The organism is Deferrisoma camini S3R1, from assembly GCF_000526155.1.
In the GTDB taxonomy this organism is placed as follows: Bacteria; Desulfobacterota; Deferrisomatia; order Deferrisomatales; family Deferrisomataceae; genus Deferrisoma; species Deferrisoma camini.
Genome location: NZ_JAFN01000001.1, coordinates 2,151,899 through 2,170,169 on the forward strand (window position 1 = coordinate 2,151,899; position 18,271 = coordinate 2,170,169).

Here is an 18,271-nt window from a genome sequence, read left to right on the forward strand (position 1 = left end):
TGGTCGTCAGTCGTTGGTCGTCGGTCGGGGGCCTTCGGCCCGCTGGGCGGCTAGCGGCCGGGCGGCTCTCAAATCGCGCCAAAGCTCGGAGGCATGGGGCCTGCTGGAGCGCCGCGTGCGGCTCCTCAGCTCGCCGCGCAGCGCCTCCCACGTTCGCACCGTGAGCTCTGTTCGTGCCCCACCGAACGGTCATGAAACCACCGCCCGTGCCCCGTGCCTGCGCGGCGAATCTCAATGCCCGGCTTCGCGCGCGGCCGGAAGCAGGCCCCATGCCCCGCCGCCGGCTGTGCGCCCGGACCACCGAACGTTGCCTTCCCCGTTGCCCGGCCCCGCCTCTTTGGCGTGACTTCACCGTCTCGGGGGGCAGGGGGTTCAGGGGCCAGAATACGGGGACCGATGGGCAAGCCTATAGCCGGTTTGGGGGTCAGCGTCAAACCCGGCCGCCCCCGCACAGGGCCAGGACGAGCGCCTCCAGCACCTCGGTGCCCCCGCCGCTCTTGAGACCCAGGTCCGCCCGCAGGAACCGGGCGAACGCGTCTTGCAACGCCTCCTCGTCCCAGCCCCGGGCCTGGTCCAGGGCCTTGGCCGCCACGAACGGGTGCACGCCCAGGGCGGCCGCGGCCGCCTTTCGGTCCACCCGCCCGCCCCGATCCAGCAGGTCCCGGGCCATCCACAGGTGGCGGAAGTGGCGCACGATCATGTAGAGCAGCCGGACCGGGGGCTCCCCGATCCCGAGCAGGCTCCGCAGCGCCGCCATCGCACCGGCCAGGTCGCGGGTGCCCAGGGCGTCGCACAGGGCGAACACCGTGGCCTCCCGGTTGTCCCCCACCAGCCGCTCCAGGTCCTCCAGGGTCACCCGGCCGTCCTCGCCGGCGAAGGCACGGAGCTTGTCGATCTCCTGGTGGAGCTGCTCCAGGTCGGGCCCCACCCGCAGGGCCAGGGCCGCGGTCAGCCGCGGGTCGAGCCGCAGCCCGGCCTCCCGGGCCATGCGCTCGGCCCACCGGGGCACCTCGGCGTCCCGGGGCTTGTCGCACCGGATCACCCGGCTCTTCGCCAGGAGGGCCTTGCCGGCCCGGGTGCGACGGTCCACCGACTGGGCCACCAGCACCAGGCAGGTGGAGGGGTTGGGCCGTTCCAGGTAGGCGAGGATCGGGTCCCAGGCCGAGGCGGGCCACCGGTGGGCGTCGCGCACCACCACCAGCCGCCGGCCGCCCAGGAACGGCAGGGTCTGGGCCGCCGACACCACGGCGCCGGGCTCGGCCTCGGGCGCGGTGAACACCTCCCGGTTGAGCCCCGGGTCGCCCCCCTCCAGGGCCTCCCGCTCCAGCTCCGCCAGAGCCTGGCGGACCAGGTAGGGCTCTTCGCCCAGCACGCACACCACCGGCTCGGCGCTCACGACCCCTCCCCCAGGGCGGCGATCGAGGCCCGGCGCAATACCGCCCGGGCCAGGTCCGAGGCCAGGGCCTCCAGGGCTTGGTCCTTGGCCCGCTCGGTGGCGTTCACGTCGGCCCCGGCCGGGAACTCCCGGTCCTCCTCCAGCGTTCCACGCCACTGCACCCGGCCCGCCCGGTCCGCGACCGTGGCCGTGACCCGGGCCCGGACCCGGTACTCCACCAGCCCGCCGGCCCCGTAGGCCGCCCCGGACTCGGTCACCTCGTCCACCCGGACCCGCACCACCAGGTCCGCGGCCGGGCCCCGGCCGAGCCGCAGGTCCCCCCGGTCCACGACCTCGCGGGCCATGGCCCGGGCCAGGAGCGGCCCGAACAGCGGCTCGGCCGCCCGGTCGTCCACCGGCTCGATCCGCACGGTGGCCACGGCGTCGCCCGGCCGGCCGGCCAGGCGGTACCCGCACCCGGCCGCCAGGACCACGAGGGCCACCAGGCCGGCCCAGCGCCTCACCGCACGACCAGGTTCACCAGTCGCCCGGGCACCCATACGGTCTTGACCAGGGTCTTGCCCTCGACGTGGTTGCGCACGTTCTCCTCGGCCAGGGCCGCCTCGCGCACCGCGGCCTCGTCGGCGTCCGGCGGCACCTGGATCCGGGCCCGGAGCTTGCCGTTCACCTGCACCACCACGGTGATCGCATCGCGCACCAGGGCCTCGGGGTCCACCTGGGGCCATCGGGCCTCGCTCAGCGGCCGGTCGTGGCCGAGCCCCTCCCACAGCTCCTCGGCCATGTGGGGCACCATGGGCGAGAGCATGAGGAGCACGAGGTCCACGGCCTCGCGCAGCACCTGCCGATCGGTGTCGGAGGCCGGGGAGAAGCCGGCCATCTCGTTCACCAGCTCCATGGTGGCCGCGATGGCGGTGTTGAAGTGGAACCGCTCCTCGATGTCCGACGTGACCTTCTGCAGGGTCTCGTGGGCCTTGCGCCGCAGGGCCCGGGCCGGCCCGGTGAGCTCGCCCCCCGCGAACGGGGCGGTCTGACGCAACCAGTCGGCGTTGTCGGCCACCAGCCGCCACACCCGCCGCAGGAACCGGTAGGCGCCCTCCACGCCCTCCTCGCTCCACTCCAGGTCTTTCTCGGGCGGGGCCGCGAACAGGCTGAACAGCCGGGCCGTGTCCGCGCCGTAGCGCTCGATCAGGTGCTCGGGGTCCACCACGTTCTTCTTGGACTTGCTCATCTTCTCGACCCGACCCCGGATCACCTCGGCCCCGCACCGGGCGCACCGGCCGTCCTGGGACTCCTCGGGCAGAAGCCATCCGTGCTCGGGGCACCGGTGGGTCTCCATGCACACCATGCCCTGGGTCAGCAGGTTGGTGAACGGCTCGTCCACGTCCACCAGGCCCAGGTCCCGCAGCACCTTGGTGTAGAACCGGGCGTAGAGAAGGTGGAGCACGGCGTGCTCGATGCCGCCGATGTACTGGTCCACCGGCATCCAGTACCCCACCCGCTTCCGGTCGAGCATGCCGCCGTCGTGGTCCGCGCACGAGAACCGGGCGAAGTACCACGAGCTCTCCACGAAGGTGTCCATGGTGTCGGTCTCGCGGCGGGCGGGCCGGCCGCACCGGGGGCAGGTGGTCTCGTAGAACGAGGGGATCTCGGCCAGGGGGAGCACCCGGCCCTGGGGGAACTCCACGTCCTCGGGCAGGACCACCGGCAGGTCCTCCTCGGGCACCGGCACCACCCCGCAGTCCCCACAGTGGATCACCGGGATCGGCGCCCCCCAGTACCGCTGGCGCGAGATGCCCCAGTCGCGCAGCCGGTAGTTCACGGTGCCCCGGCCGATGCCCTTCTCCTCCAGGTACCGGATCACGGCCCGGATGCCCTCCCGGTTCGGCAGGCCGTCGAACGGGCCCGAGCGCACCATGCGGCCCTCGCCCTCGTGGGCCTCGGTCATGGTGTCGGGGTCCAGGGTCCGGCCTTCGGGCTCGATCACCACGCGGATCGGCAGCCCGTACTTGCGGGCGAACTCGAAGTCGCGTTGGTCGTGGGCCGGCACGGCCATGACCGCGCCCGTGCCGTACTCCATCAGCACGAAGTTGGCCACGTAGATCGGCACCCGCTCGCCAGTGAGGGGGTTCACGCAGTACGCACCGGTGAACACCCCCTCCTTCTCCGCGTCCTCGCTGGTGCGACGGATCTTGTCCTGGCGCCGCACCCGCTCCACGAACGCCCGCACCTCGGCCTCCTGCCCGGTGCCGGCCGACAGCTCCGCCACCAGGGGGTGCTCGGCGGCCAGGCTCATGAACGTGACCCCGTAGAGGGTGTCGGGCCGGGTGGTGAACACGGTGATCGACCCCTCCCGGTCGGCCAAGGGGAACGTGACCTCGGCCCCGTGGCTCTTGCCGATCCAGTTGCGCTGCATGGTCAGCACCTGGGGCGGCCACCCCGGGAGCTTGTCGGTCCACTCCAGCAGCTCGTCCGCGTACCGGGTGATCCGGAAGAACCAGCCGGGCAGCTCCTTCTCGGCCACCTCGTCCCCGCACCGCCAGCACCGGCCCTGCTCCACCTGCTCGTTGGCGAGCACCGTGGCGCAGGTCTCGCACCAGTTCACGGTGGTGGTCTTGCGGTAGACCAGGTCGTTCTCGAGCATCTTGAGGAACAGCCACTGCTCCCACCGGTAGTAGCTGGGGTCACAGGTGGCCAGCTCCCGGTCCCAGTCGTAGGAGAACCCCATCCGCTGGAGCTGGCGCTTCATGTAGGCGATGTTCTCCCGGGTCCACTTGGCCGGATGCACCCCGCTGGCGATCGCGGCGTTCTCGGCCGGCATGCCGAAGGCGTCCCAGCCCATGGGATGGAGCACGTTGAACCCGCGCATGCGCTTGTAGCGGGCCACCACGTCGCCGATGGTGTAGTTGCGCACGTGGCCCATGTGGATCCGGCCCGAGGGGTACGGGAACATCTCCAGCACGTAGTACTTGGGCCGGTCGGGATCCTCGGTGACCCGGAAGGTCTTGTCCTCGAGCCACCGGCGCTGCCACTTGGTCTCGATCTGCTCCGGATGGTATCGGGAATCCATGGGAACCACTCCTAAAGCGGGCGAACGGTGGGGGGGGAAACCGGGCGGAATCGCCCGAAAAACCGCCGATCGGCGGCCAAGCGCCAGACCGTAGCACACGCACTGGTCCGATTCAACGGCCCTCAAACGGCCGCGCGGGGCGGCCCCCAAGGGAACCGCCCCGCGCCGCGTGTGGCCGTATCAGGAGCCAAACGGCCCCTACCCTCCGGCCCTCTCCCCGAACGAGCGGCCGAACTGCTGGCAGGCGCGCATGCCCTCGTCGGTGTCCACCACCCGCTCCTCCATCTTGAAGGGACCCAGGTCCAGCATGTTCATCTTGAACACGTGCTCCATGGTCTCGTGGAGCACCGTGGGCGCCTCGCCCGAGTGGGTGTGCGAGCCGAACGCCCCGCCGAACTTGCCCTCCAGACCCACCCGGGCCGCCTTGAACAGCCAGTTCTTGAACACCGGCAGCATGTCCTTGTGGTAGGTGGGTGACCCCAGGAGCACGCCGTCGTACCCCGCCAAGGCCTCGATGTCCTTGAACTTGGGCAGAGGCATCGCCTCGGCCTCGTGGCCCGCGAACCGCAGCCCCTCGGCGATCCACTCGGCCATCTTCCTCGTCTTGCCCGTTCGGCTCACGTACAGCACCAGGAACTTCATGACGACAACCTCCGCTTCGGAACTCCGGGAACAGGAACGCCTCGCAGTGTTCCACCCGGTCCCGGAGGCGTCAAGGTTGACCCACAAACAAACCGACAAAATCTTCTTTCACCAGGCCGGCAGGGTCCCAGGCGCGCTCACTCTCCCGCTTGGTGTCAAGGGGCCCGCACAGGCTACTTCCCCCCCTTGACCACGAAGCTGGTCACGCCCACGCCAAAGTTGTTGGCGGATGGGTCTGCCGCCGTCACGAGCACCTTGTAGCTGCCGGGCCCCTCGGGGCGGTACGTGGTCTTGAACCGGCTGGTGGCGCCCGCATAGGCGAGGTCCAGCTTGGCCACCTGCTTGCCGTCCTTCTGGACCAGGGCTTTCACCGCGTACTTGTCGGCGTCCCACAGCCCGCCGGGCTTGATGGGGCACCCGCACATCATGGCCACATGGGCCTCGATGGTCACCTCGTCCCCCATCCGGAAGAACTGGTGGGGGGCCGGAGACACCGGGTACACCAGGAAGCCCTGAAGCTCCAGGAGGACGCCGTCTCCGGCGAGGTCCTGTCCCGGCAGCACCCACAGGGTGCGGGAGGCCGTCTGCACGTTGCTGCCGGCGGCGAGGGGGCCCCGCGCGACCACCTCGATGCGGGTGGGCTCGTCGATGTCCAGGGTGGCCACGTACGCGGCCGCCGAACCGTCGGACAGGCGCTGGCCCCGGGTGATCGGGGTCTTCATCAGGGTTTTGGTGTTGCCCGTGCCCCCTTCGATGCGGCCGGAGGCGAGCAACCGGCCGGTGTCGGCGTTGCGCACGACCACCTGGACCCCACCCACGCCGGTCCCGATGAACTTTGCGTCGTGGGCCCTCACCCGGACCGTCACCCGGGTCTCCACGGCCCGGGCGGCCGGGGTGGCGAGAAACATCGGCAGGGACAGGGCGGCCAGCAAGAGAGCGACCCGTTTCATGACAACCTCCTTTCGGTAGGAAGGATGCGAGGTCCCTCCGTGGTCCTGCGCCCCACGGAGGGAAGGCGGCCCCACATTTCCCCATTTTTGATGACAATTCCTTCGAGAGGTTACCCCCGATGGCGCCGTGAGCAAGAAACGGCCTTTCTTCGCGCCCAGGAGCCAAGCAGCCCCTTCTCCGAGGCGCACCCCGATGGACCGCCTCCGGGCTCGAGCCGCTCACGCCGCCTCTCCCGTTCCCGCGGGCTCGAGAGAGGCGGTCCGGAAAGGGCCAGGGAGGACGGAACGACCGAGAAACCGCGCACCGAGGCTGAACTTTTTCCGTTGACGAACGAAGCCTCCATGCTACGTTGACGCGCGAGTCCTCTTCCTTGTCGGGCCCAGGATCCCCGTCCGGCGGCGTACGGAAGCGGCCGCACCGTGGCCCGTGTGGGTGCCCTGGATGCGCACCGGTCATGGAAGAACCGGAGCCCCGGCCGTTCGAAAACATCGCCAGCAGGTGCACCCGCCAGCAACAGGGGCTGGGCCATGGGGCTTCTTCTCCGCATTCTGCTGCTGACCGGTTTCGGATGGCTCCCCTTCGTGCTCGCCTCCTGCGGGGGCGGGGGAGGAGGTTCCGGCCGGTCCCCCCGCCCGCCCGAGGCCGCGTTCACGGCCGACCCCACCGCGGGTGCCGCGCCCCTGGCCGTGTCGTTCGACGCGTCGGCCTCCTCCGACCCTGACGGGTCCATCGCCTCGTACGCATGGGACTTCGGGGACGGCGCCACGGCCGAGGGGGCGGTGGTGAGCCACACCTACCGCGTCCAGGGCACCCACACCGTGCGGCTCACGGTGACGGACGACGAGGGGGCCCAGGCCTTCCGGACCCTCATGGTCACCGTGGTGGGCCTGCCGGTGCTCCAGCCGCTCCCTCGGGTGACCACCCAGCCCACCGTCACGGTCCAAGGGCTCGCCCTCCCAGACGCAGTGGTCGCGCTGGAGAACCGGACCACGGGCAAGACCGTGGAGGTGGCGGCCGGGGAGGGGCCGTTCGAGGCGGCCGTGGACCTGGCCGAAGGCGCCAACGAGATCGCCGTGACGACCCGGCTGGACGGGGTGAAGGGCCCCCCGGCCGTGCTGGAGGTCGCCTACCTCGCCTCGGAGACGATCGGGCTCGACAGCATCTCCCCCTCTGCCGGGCCGGCCGGAGCCTTGGTCACCCTGACCGGATCGGGGTTCGGGACGGATCCCGAGGCGGTGGAGGTGTTCTTCCGGGCTGCCCCGTTCGAGGGCGGGGAGGATCTGGACCTGCCGGCCGCGGTCCTGGAGGTCACCGACACCGAGATCCGGGCCGCGGTGCCCTTCGGGTTCCTGAACGGCGCCCAGGCTCAGGTTTTCGTGATAAAGGGAGGGGACGTATCCGGGGCTCTTCCCTTCACGATTGAGGCTGCAAAGGATCCCACCCCGGACACCGCCGGAAACGAGGCGGACCAGGCCCTGGAGCTGGTGGCCGACCAGATCCGGGCGCTCCGGGGCACGCTGGAGCAGCTCGCCGGGGAGAACCTACCCCAGGAGACCCGGGACGCGCTGCTGGGCAACCTGGACCGGATCGGGGCGTTCCTCCAGGAGCTGCGCGGCCGGCTCAAAGCGGTGCCGGACCCGGGGGTGCAGGCCCGGATCGACGCGATCCTGGGCAGCCCGGTCCTGGCCGAGGCCCTGGCGGATCTCGGGGAGGCCAACGGCCAGCTGCGCCGGATCGCCCAGCGCGCGGCCCAACGGGCCGCGCGGGGGCTTCCGGACGCCGGCGCGTCGGGATGCGACGTGGCCGAGGTGGTGGAGGCGCTCCAGGCGGTCCTCCAGCCGGTTCGCATCGTGGCCGGGGTGCTCAACGCCGTGGAAGACGCCCTGTACGCGATGCTGGTGGGCTCGTCCATCGGCTGCGCGTTCGGGATCGTGCCCGCCTGTGTGGCCATCCCCATCTTTTCCGAGAGCATCGCGGTGATCTCCGCTGTCTCGTCGGTTCTGGACGCGATCCTGGGCGTCGTGGACTACGTGGTCGACGCCCTGTATGCCGTGGTGCCCACCTTCCCCAGCGAGTGGAAGATCGTGATCGACCAGCCCATCTCCGGGCTCTCCAACGACGTGCTGTACACCGGCACGACTAACACCCTGTCCCTGTACGCCAACTTCACCAACGCGCCGTTCCGGGAGTTCCTGGCGGAGCACGAGATCGACGTGAACCTCCCCGACCCGTTCGGCGTCATCTGGCTGGTGAAGAAGATCAGCGGGTACGACATCGAGGCCGAGTTGGAAGAGGTCCTCGGCGACCTGGTGGTTGAGCTGGTGGCGGACATCACCGGGGTGAACTTCCAGGTGACCGAGGTGGACCGGAAGGTCCCCTTCACGGTGGCGGTCGCGTCGGGGGGCGATCTTGTGAGCGCGACCGATGGCGGGTCGAGCCGGGAGGACCACACCCTGGTCGCGGGGGAGGAGACGGGCTGGGTGGAACTGGACATCCGGGCGAGCTGCGGCGCGTACTCCTACCCGGACCGCACCAAGTGCGTCCGGTTCTTCCCTGGCTCGGACTTGTGTCTGGAATGGGGCACGGACTACCCGCCGGTGCACACGGTGGAAGTGCTGGACAAGCCCCGGATCGAGTCCATCGGGGACTGGATCCCCGCGGTGTACGTGGACCAGATTCCGTACGACCGCTGTACGATCAACGGCGTCAACCTGTGCACGATGGAGGAGTACGAGGAATACATCGAGGCCCTGTGCTCCGACGACCCCACGCACCCTTCGTGCCGGCTGTTCGACACCTGCTACGATCCCGAGAGCCGTACCAACCTATGCGGCATGGACGACTACGCGTCCATGCTTGACGCGCTGTGCGCCGACCACGGGGCCGCCTGCGACGACCTCATCCACACCACCTACGGCGTTTCCTATGACTACGGCTACCGAACCGTCACCGGCAAGGGGTTCAGCACACGGGAGCTCTCCGTGCGCTGGAACCCGGGCTCCGAGCCGTTGTCCTTCGCAACCGCCGGCAGCCGAGAGCACGAAGAGTTCCTTTTGTACGCCAACCCGTACCTGGGCTACCTCAAGCCGGGCTGGATCCAGGTGACAATCGGCGCGGGCCTGCGCCTGAGCGACCCGGTCTTCGTGGAACCGAGCCCCAACCTGGAACCGGAGGCCCGGGTCCTGAACCCGGGCGTGTTCCCCGGAGACCGCCTCTACGTCGAGGGGAACTACTTCACCCCGTTTCCCGACGACATCGTCCTGACAAAGGTCGGGACCTCGCAGTCCTGGCACCCGGACCCGTTCCCGGTGGCGGGAGGGTTCGCAGACGAGTGGGGGCTCGCGTGGTTCACCGGGCCCGGCGAATCGCTGCCCGAGGGATCCCACGCGTTCACCCTGGGGGTGGGGCCCGACCCGGCCTGCCCCGGGCCACGGTGCACGTCCGGGAACTTCACCGTTCTCCCCCACCGCAACGCGGACGACGCGCCCGATCTGCGCCTTGCCGGTCCCGGTGCCTTCATGGCCCCCCGGGCCGTGGCGGTGGGGGACCTGAACGGCGACGGGCTCCCCGACCTGGCCGTGGGCGTGCCCACGTACACGAACTTCTACGAGGTGGGCGCCGTGTTCCTGCGGTTCGGGACCACCGAGGGGTGGGGCGAGCTCGACCTCGCGGACGAAAACGCCTGGGACGTGCGGATCCTCGGCGACGTCCGGGACGTGGACCCGGACACCCGGAACACCCGGCGCATCGGAAACGCCCTGGCCGTGGGCGACCTGGACGGCGACGGGATCGACGACCTCGTGATCGGGTCCACGGACCGGAACCCCGACACCGGGGCCCACGGCACCTTGCTGGACCCCGAGGGGGCCCACCTCCCGGGCAAGGCGTACGTGCTGTTCGGCCGGACCGCGTGGGAGCAGGGGTACGAATTTACCCTGGACCAGTACGACGCGCGGTTCGTGGGCGCGGACGACCGGGAACTCGGCGAGGCGGTGGCCGTGGCCCACGTGGGCTCCTCGGACGCCCGGGCCGACCTGGTGCTGGGCGCGCCCTCCGCTGGGGACGGCGTAGACGGATCGGACCCGGGACCCGGGCGCGTGTACGTAATCCGCGGGTGGGGCTTCACCTTGCCGGACAAGACCGTGAACCTGCCCGACCAACTGGCGATCTTCCCCTACGCCGCCACGATCGAGGGCGCGGCCGAGCCCTTTTCCTCGGTGGTCTCCTTTGCCGGCGGAGAGGTCGCCGAGCACCGCGCGGACCGGTTCGGCGCGTCCCTGGCGGTTGCGGACGTGGACGGCGATGGGCTGGGCGACCTGGTCATCGGCGCTCCCGGGTACGCGGCGGTCACGGCCACCGATCCTCTCACGGCGCAGGAGGGAGCCGTCTACCTCTTCCGCGGCCGTTCCTGGTTCGGGCCGCCGGGCGCCGCGCTGCGGGGAACCCTGCGCGCGGACGCCCTGGCCGGAGGCGACCAGGACGCCGCGCTGCTCGGCCCGGCCGTCACATCGGACGCCGAGCGCACGGGTTTCGGCACCGTGGTCCACGCCGGCGATCTCACGGGGGACGGCCGGGCCGAGGTGATCCTGGGCGCCCCCGACGCCGTCCTCCGGGTGCGCGTCGGCCCCATGGACCTGGAACGGGAGCGCGCCGGCAGGGTGTACGTGATCGAGGCCGGGAACGAAGCGCTCGCTTCCGGGGCCGCGGCCAACGTGGACGAGGTCGCCGACCTCACGGTCCACGGCTCGACGGGCTTCGTGCGCCTGGGATGTGCCCTGGCCTCCGGCGACCTGAACCAGGACGGGTTCCCGGACCTGGTCGTGGGCGCGCCGGGCGATCGGGCGGACGAAGACGCGGGTCGGGTCTGGATCCTGTGGGGGAGCGCCTCGCCCCCGTGGCGCGCCGCCGGCCGCGATGCGCTGTACCTCGAGACCCGGTCGTGGCAGGCCGCCTCATCGGATTCCCCCCATCTGTCCAACGGGGAAGACTACGCATACCTGGGCTCGGGAGACAGTTCGGCGCTGTCCCCCCGTTTCGGGGCCGCGGTGGCCGTGGTGGACCTGCCGCCCCACGCCGGGACGGATCTCTTGGTGATCGACGCGGGTGCCGACCTGCCCGACGGGTCCGAAGCCGACGGGGTCCGCGGGGGGGCGGGGGCCGTGCTCGGGTTCTTCGGGGCAGGGGAGGAAGCGTTTCTCGCCCGGCCGGTGATCGGCGCAAAGCCCTCCGCGGTGGACCTGGGCACCTTGCTGCCGGATCAGGAGGCCAGCGTTTCGGTCCGCCTGCGCAACGACGCGCTAGCGCCCGCCCGCGACCTGGAGATCCAGGGGACCGAACTCACCGGCGACGAGGGCTTTTCGCTCGACCTCGCCCCTTCGCTCCCCCAGACGCTGGCCCCTGGCGGCGAGCAGGAACTCCGGCTCGACGTCCTGTTCGCCGGGGCGGCAGAACCCGGCGCGTACCGGGCCACCCTGGTCGTGCGGAGCGACGACCCCGTGACCCCCCGGCTGGCCATCCCCCTCACGGCCACGGTGCGCGAGGCGTTTCCCACCGTCTCGGTGGACGATGTGTACTTCTCGGCCCGGGAGTTCACGAAGGTGTTGCGCGTCGAGAACCAGGGCACGGCGGATCTGGAGTGGACCCTGGTCGAGGATTGGTACGGGGGAGAGCCCTGGCCCGGGTGGCTCACCGCCTCGGCCACCGAGGGCACCACCGGCCCGGAGGACGCGACCGAGGTGACCCTGTCGGTGGACCGGTCCGGGTTGGAACTGGGCACCCACGTGTACAGCCTGTACGTGACCTCGAACGATCCGAACAATCCCAGCGTCCCGGTGATGGTGGTGGTATCGGTGGAGCCCCTGCCCGACGTGGCCGTGGAGCCTGCGAGCCTATCGTTCGAGATCCGGCCCGGGTGGAACGTGACGAACACCGTGCAGGTGACCAACGAGGGGGACGCGGACCTGGCGATCACCGGGGTGACCCTTTCGGGCTTCGGCGACTTCTCCCGGTGGGACCCGGACGACGCGTGCGGCGAAACCCTGGCGCCGGGGGAAACCTGTTCGGTGGGCATCGGCTTCTCCCGGGACGACGAGGGCACGTCCACGGCCACCCTCACCATCGCCACCGACGACCCGGACGAGCCGGTGGTGGAGGTCCAGATCACCGGCACGGCGACGATCCCCCAGGAACCCGACATCGCCGTGATCGGCGCGAACGCGACCTTCGGCGGCGTGCCGATCGGGAGCACGCGCACGTGGGACATCACCGTGAAGAACGAGGGCGCGGTGGATCTTCACGTGACCGATGTGACCGTGTCCAGGGCGCCCGAGTTCTCCCTGGCCTCCAACGGCTGCACCGACCCGGTGCCGCCGTTCACCGGCAGCCTGTCCCAACTGTGCACGATCACGGTCGCGTTCACGCCCACGGGCACCGAGCAGGTGACCGGCGAGATCCAGATCCGTTCCGACGATCCGGACGAGCCGGTGGTCACCGGGAGCCTTTCCGGAGCCGGGATCACGCCGTTTCTGTACGTGAGCCCCACCGTGATGGACTTCGGGGACACCGCCTTTTCCGCCGGGTTCTCGCTGGAGAACCTGAGCTCGACGGAGACCCTGGACTGGTCCGTGGCCGGGGCGCTCCCCTCGTGGCTCGGGGTGTTCCCGGACGCCGGCCAACTCGCGGCCGGTGGCCGCGTGGACGTTGCCCTGACCGCGGACCGCACCGGGCTCGACCCGGGGAGCTACTCGTTCGACCTGTCCCTTACATCGAACGGAGGGGACGACGCGGTTACCGTGCAACTGACCGTTCCGGCGCCGGGCGAAGCGCTGGCCTCCTTCGCCAGGACGTACGGCGGGGCGTCGGACGACGAACTGAGCTTCCTTCGGGCCGCGCCCGACGGCGGCCTGATCGCGGCGGGCCGCACCAAGTCGTTCGGCGCGGGCAACACGGACGCCTGGCTCGTCAAGCTGGACCCCTCGGGCGACCTGGTGTGGGCCAAGACCTACGGCGGCGCGGACTACGACCGCGCTTACGCCGTCACCCCCACCTCGGACGGCGGGTACGCCGTGGTCGGCGGCACCTGGTCCTGGCACGCCCCGGGCGACAACTGGTACGGGCTGTGGGTCTGGAAGGTGGACCGGTTCGGGTACCCCGTGTGGCAGAAGGTCCTGGGCGGCCACCCGGACGACTACGACGACAAGTGGGAGATCGCGGAGACGGCCGACGGCGGGCTCCTGCTCGCCGGGATGAACAGCGTGTCACGGGACGACGCGTGGATCCTCAAGCTCGACGCGGACGGGACCCTCGTGTGGCAGAAGGCGTTCGGAACCGACGAGGTGGACCGCCTGTACGCCCTGGACCCGACCCCGGATCTGGGCGCGGTGGCGGCGGGCTTGACGTGCGCTTCCGCCGCCACGGGCTGCGACGTCCTGGTCGTCCGGCTCGACTCCGCGGGCGAGATCGCCTGGCAGAAGAGCTACGGCGGAGCGGGCTACGATCACGCCTGGGCGGTGCGCGCCGTGCCGTCCGGCGGGTATGTGGTGGCCGGGCTCACCGACTCGTTCGGCCCGGGCAACGAGAACCTCTGGGTCCTGCGGCTCGACGCGGGCGGAAATGTCCTCTGGCAGAGGGCCTACGGCCTTCTGGGCGGGTTCGGTGAGGCCAACGCCGTGGCGCCGGCCGCGGACGGGGGCTTCTTGATCGGCGGGTGGCTCGCCCGGAGTGGGTCCGACCCGGGCGACCTGTGGCTCCTGCGGCTCGACGCGAACGGCGAGGTCCTGTGGTCTCGCACCTACGGGGGAAGCGAGTATGAACGCGCCGAGGCGGTGGTGCTCTCGGCCGACGGGGCCGGGATCGCCTCGGGCTTCACGGCATCCACCGGCGCAGGCTACTGGGACGGGTGGATCCTCAAGGTGGACGGGATCGGAAACGTCGGCCCCACGTGCACTCTGGTCGGGTACGCCGACGTGGCCGCCGAGGACACCTCGGCCACCGTGGCGGACGCCGGACTGACCCCGCGCCCGATCGAGGTGACCCCGGCCGACACGTCCGCCGCGACAGCCGCGCCGAACGCCGTGGCGGGCACGGCCTGCTCCGAAACCGAGGCCGACGCCGCGCTCCACACCGATCCGCAGATCCAGGTCACCCCGGATTCGTGGGACGCGGGATTCGTCGAGATGGGGGTCATGACCGTCCACGAGACGTTCACGGTGCGAAACACCGGGTACGCGGACCTGGATCTCCTGGGCATCGCCCTGGACCCGGCCCTGGCGGACTTCGGCGTGGTGGACGACTGCCCCGCGACGCTTCCCCCCACCCACCGGTGCTCGGTGACCGTGGGGTTCACCCCGACCCAGGAAGGGGTTCAGACCACGACCCTGGTGATCGAGTCGTCCGATCCCGACGAGCCCGTCGTCGAGGTACCGGTCTCCGGCGAAGGGTTTCAAGGCGGGGCATTCCCCGGGGAAGAACCGGGCTCGGGCGAGGGCGGTGGTACGATCGGACTCCCCACGCCCGTGACCCCGGTAGAGGAACCGTGAGGGCGGCCCGGGATCCGGACGAACCCAGGATCTCTGTGTCCGCTCAGGGAACCGTCTTCGCTGGAAAAGTCGAGGCGGGACCCACGGGACCGACCGATGTCTCGTCCGGTTCGGCGATTCCAACTGCGCCGGGAACGGCCCACCAACCTCGCCGGACCCCCGCGGCTCCCCCTCCGCCGTTCGTCGCGGCCCGACCCACTGCGGCGTTCCGCAATCAGGTACGAGCCCGAACCGGGCGCATCGGGGGGCTCCGACGAAACGCGGCTCTACCGGGGCGGGAGGGGGGGAATGCGGGTGTCGAGCGCCCGGCAGCGGTCCTGACCCCGAGCCACCTGTTGGAGGGTGAGCTGCCGTCGCACGGCCTCGCGCCGGATCTCGGCCTCGGTGGCCCCCCGGGCCGCGGCCAGGTTGAGCCACACGTAGGCCTCCACGAGGTCCCGGTCCATCCCACGGCCGGCCTCGGCCATCAGGCCGAGCCGCAGCATGGCATCGGCCTCGCCGTTCTCGGCCGCCCGCCGGTACCACCCCGCGGCCTCCCGGAAGTCCTGGATCACCCCCCGGCCGTTCTCGTACAGGGCCCCGAGCACGAGCTGGGATCGGGGGTTTCCCCGGCCCGCGGCCTCCTTGAGCAGGTGGACAGCCTCGGCCAGAACCGCAGGGTCGCCCTCCTCGCGGAAGGTCTGGAGCAGTTCCAGACCGAGCCGGTGCTGGGCCTCGGGGTCCCCCCGCTCGGCCGCCGCACGCAGGGCTTCGCCCGTCAGCTCCACGTCCAGGGCGGGAAGGTGCGCGGCGGCCGGCACGCTCTCGGTCGTGCCCGGGGCGGGGGTGGGCTGCCCTCCGGGTTGTCCCCCCTCGGGCCAGACCACGGCTCCCAACCACATCACGCCGACAACGGCTGCCGCCCCGGCCGCCCACCGGCGGGCCAGCGGCCAGTCGGTACCCACGAACCGCTTTCGGCACTCCCGGCACCGGAACCATGCCGGAAACGGCCGCAGAAGGGTCCGCTCGGCCTTGTACCGCCTCGATTTTCGGACGTTCGCGCTGCCGCAGTGGGGGCACTTCTGCATGAGATTCCACCGCTCCGCCGCGGGGAGGGGCCCCGCCCTGATGCAAGAATCTGCCGTTCCATTTCAGCCAGAATCCCGGGGAATGTCAAATTCGGCCACCAAACTGCCCCGCTGCCTAGCTCCCCAGCCCCACCGCCTCCTTCGCCTGGACCAGCACCCGGAACGTGTCGCCCATGCCCGGGCAGGGCAGGAGCAGGGGGGCCAGGGCCTGCATGGCGGCCAGCCGGTCCACCTCGGGGAGCCGCTGTTCCAAAGCGGCCACCTCCTCCTCGAGCCCCCACCGAAACAGGAACTCCCGCTGGTTCACCAGGGGCTCGGCCGTGAGCTCCAGCCGCTGCCCCACCCGCTGGAGGTGGGTGAAGTCCACGTGGGCCGTGAGATCCTGCTCCCCGGGGTCGGCCAGGAGGTCGTCCACGAGGCGGTGGGCCCGGTACGCCGCCGCCGTGCCCAGGGGCCGGTGGGGGCCGTACAGGCGCTCCGCCCGGTCGCCGTAGTCGATGGTGAGCACGTACCCCCGTCCCAGGCGGGCCGCCGCCCCTTCCAGCCACGCCTCGGCCGCGGGCCGCACCTCCACCTCCCAATCGCCCAGGGGTGGGGCGTACCGCTTCAGGAACGCCCCGGCCTCGGGGCTGGGCCGGGCCCACACCTCCCGGAACCCGCGGCCGTCCCAGTCCACCCAGGCCTCCTCCAGGCCCGTGCCCTCCCCCCGGAGCCGGTGCACCGGCAGGGCGTCCACGAGCTCGTTGGAGAGGTAGACCCCGGCGCAGCCCGGCGGGGCCTGCTCCAGGCACCGGTCCTGGTGGGGCCGGAGGAGCTCCTTGCGCCGGGCGCCCAGGGCGGGGCTCGCCTCGTCCGCCACGTACCGGACCCGCGGGTAGAGGTCCGGCCGACGCTCGGCCAGGGCGTCCAGCAGGTCCCGGGCCAGCCGGCCCTCGCCCGGCCCCCCCTCCACGAGGACCAGGGGGTCGGGCCCGCCCAGGGCCCGGTCGGCCGCCTCCACCCACCGGGCCAGGCACCGGGCGAACACGGCGCTGATGTGGGGGGCGGTGGTGAAGTCGCCCTGGTCGGTACCGATCCGCACCCGGCCCGAGGCGTAGAACCCCCCTTGGGGGTGGAACAGGGCCAGCTCCATGAACCGGGCGAACGGGATCGGCCCGCGCTCCCGGATCTCGGCGCGGATCGCTTCGGCCGCCGGGCTCACGGCGCCCCCTCCCCGGCCCAGGCCGCCAGCCAGGCGTCCAGGGCCTCGAGGGCCCGCCGGGTCTTGGCCTCCTTGACCTTGCGCTTGTCCCGCATCCGCACCCCCAGGGGGGGCAGGAGCCCGAAGTTCATGTTCATGGGCTCGAACCGTTTGGACGGGCTGGCCACCACGTGCTCCACCAGGGCGCCCACGGCCGTCTCGGGGGGCAGGGGATCCGGGGTGCGGCCGGCCAGCCGCAGGGCCAGGTTCAGCCCGGCCCACAGCCCCGCGGCCGTGCTCTCCAGGTACCCCTCCACCCCGGTGATCTGGCCGGCGAGCTGGATCCACGGGTACCGCCGCAGCCGGAGGTACCGGTCCAGGAGCCGGGGGCCGTCCACGTAGGTGTTGCGGTGGAGGCTGCCCAGCCGGTGGAACCGGGCCCGCTCCAGCCCGGGGATCAGCCGGAACACCCTCTCCTGCTCCGGGTAGGTGAGCTTGGTCTGGAACCCCACCAGGTTCCAGCGCTCGCCGGCCTCGTCCTCGCGCCGGAGCTGCACCACGGCGTGGGGCCGCTGCCCGGTGCGGGGGTCCACCAGCCCCACCGGCTTCATGGGGCCGAACAGGAGGGTCTTGGGGCCCTTGGCCGCCAGGGTCTCGATGGGCTGGCAGGCCTGGAACACCCGCTCCTCCTCGAACTCCCGGGTGGGCACGGTCTCGGCCGACACCAGGGCCTGGTAGAACCGCTCGAACTCCTCCCGGGTCATGGGGCAGTTGAGGTAGTCGTCCCCCCCCTTGCCATAGCGGGAGGCCGCAAACGCCACCGACCGGTCGATGGAGTCCCCCTCCACGATGGGCGCCATGGCGTCGTAGAAGTACAGGGACTCGGCCCCGGTGAGCTCGGCCAGGTCCCGGGCTAGGGCGTCCGAGGTGAGGGGGCCGGTGGCCACGATCACGTGCCGGTCCCGGGGCACCCGCGTGGCCTCCTCGCGCACGATCTCGATGCGGGGGTCGGCCTCGAGCCGCTCGGTCACGGCCCGGGCGAACCGGTCCCGGTCCACCGCCAGGGCCTGGCCGGCCGCCACCCGGTGCTCCTTGGCCGCGGCCAGGACCACCGACCCCAGCCGGTCGAGCTCCTCCTGGAGCAGCCCCGAGGCCTGGCCCAGGCCCATGGCCTTGAGGGAGTTGGAGCACACCAGCTCGGCCAAAAGGGGGGTCCGATGCGCCGGCGTGGTGCGGCCGGGCCGCATCTCCACGAGCCGCACGCGCACCCCCCGCCGGGCCAGCTGCCAGGCGGCCTCGGAGCCTGCGAGCCCCCCCCCGATCACGATGATGGGTTCTGTATCGGAACGCATGGTGAGTTCGGTCTCCGGTCCACGGTCTGAGGGCAGGGCCCCCCCCGGGGCCCAACCCTGTCTTCTGAATTCCGTCCTC

General features: G+C 71.5%; 9 protein-coding genes. 1 reads left to right on the forward strand and 8 read right to left on the reverse strand.

Features of this window, described 5'->3' with window-relative positions:
* Positions 1 to 430 precede the first annotated feature (430 nt).
* The 5 genes from holA to DEFCA_RS0109475 all read right to left on the reverse strand — a co-directional run bounded on the left by holA (position 431) and on the right by DEFCA_RS0109475 (position 6,055).
* Entirely contained in the window at positions 431 to 1,396 is a 966-nt protein-coding gene (holA, locus tag DEFCA_RS0109455; protein ID WP_025322785.1) for a DNA polymerase III subunit delta, read from the reverse strand.
* The gene (gene lptE / locus DEFCA_RS0109460; protein WP_025322786.1) at positions 1,393 to 1,899 is read right to left on the reverse strand and encodes an LPS assembly lipoprotein LptE; all 507 of its coding nucleotides are present in this window, start codon (positions 1,897 to 1,899) and stop codon (positions 1,393 to 1,395) included. Before lptE ends, holA begins: the two co-directional genes overlap by 4 nt.
* Positions 1,896 to 4,463: a leucine--tRNA ligase gene (gene leuS, locus DEFCA_RS0109465; protein WP_025322787.1), complete on the reverse strand. Its 2,568-nt coding sequence runs from the start codon at positions 4,461 to 4,463 to the stop codon at positions 1,896 to 1,898. Before leuS ends, lptE begins: the two co-directional genes overlap by 4 nt.
* Positions 4,464 to 4,661: 198 nt before the next feature.
* Entirely contained in the window at positions 4,662 to 5,105 is a 444-nt protein-coding gene (locus tag DEFCA_RS0109470) for a flavodoxin domain-containing protein (protein ID WP_025322788.1), read from the reverse strand.
* 173 nt (positions 5,106 to 5,278) lie between these two features.
* A complete protein-coding gene (locus tag DEFCA_RS0109475) occupies positions 5,279 to 6,055 on the reverse strand; it encodes a hypothetical protein (protein ID WP_025322789.1) in 777 nt (258 codons plus the stop codon).
* Positions 6,056 to 6,583: 528 nt separating this feature from the next.
* On the opposite strand from DEFCA_RS0109475, the gene DEFCA_RS24145 reads away from it, so the two are divergent.
* Positions 6,584 to 14,593: a choice-of-anchor D domain-containing protein gene (locus DEFCA_RS24145; protein WP_025322790.1), complete on the forward strand. Its 8,010-nt coding sequence runs from the start codon at positions 6,584 to 6,586 to the stop codon at positions 14,591 to 14,593.
* A gap of 266 nt (positions 14,594 to 14,859) precedes the next feature.
* Here the strand turns inward: DEFCA_RS24145 and DEFCA_RS20615 are convergent, their stop codons facing one another.
* The 3 genes from DEFCA_RS20615 to trmFO form a co-directional block, all read right to left on the reverse strand.
* Positions 14,860 to 15,660 carry a tetratricopeptide repeat protein gene (locus tag DEFCA_RS20615; protein WP_025322791.1) on the reverse strand — a complete coding sequence of 267 codons (801 nt, stop codon included), beginning with the start codon at positions 15,658 to 15,660 and terminating at the stop codon, positions 14,860 to 14,862.
* Between the two features lie 115 nt (positions 15,661 to 15,775).
* A complete protein-coding gene (locus DEFCA_RS0109490) occupies positions 15,776 to 16,861 on the reverse strand; it encodes a class I SAM-dependent methyltransferase (RefSeq protein ID WP_025322792.1) in 1,086 nt (361 codons plus the stop codon).
* On the reverse strand, positions 16,858 to 18,192 hold the full coding sequence (gene trmFO / locus DEFCA_RS0109495; protein WP_025322793.1) for a methylenetetrahydrofolate--tRNA-(uracil(54)-C(5))-methyltransferase (FADH(2)-oxidizing) TrmFO: 1,335 nt from the start codon (positions 18,190 to 18,192) through the stop codon (positions 16,858 to 16,860). Before trmFO ends, DEFCA_RS0109490 begins: the two co-directional genes overlap by 4 nt.
* Positions 18,193 to 18,271: the final 79 nt, after the last annotated feature.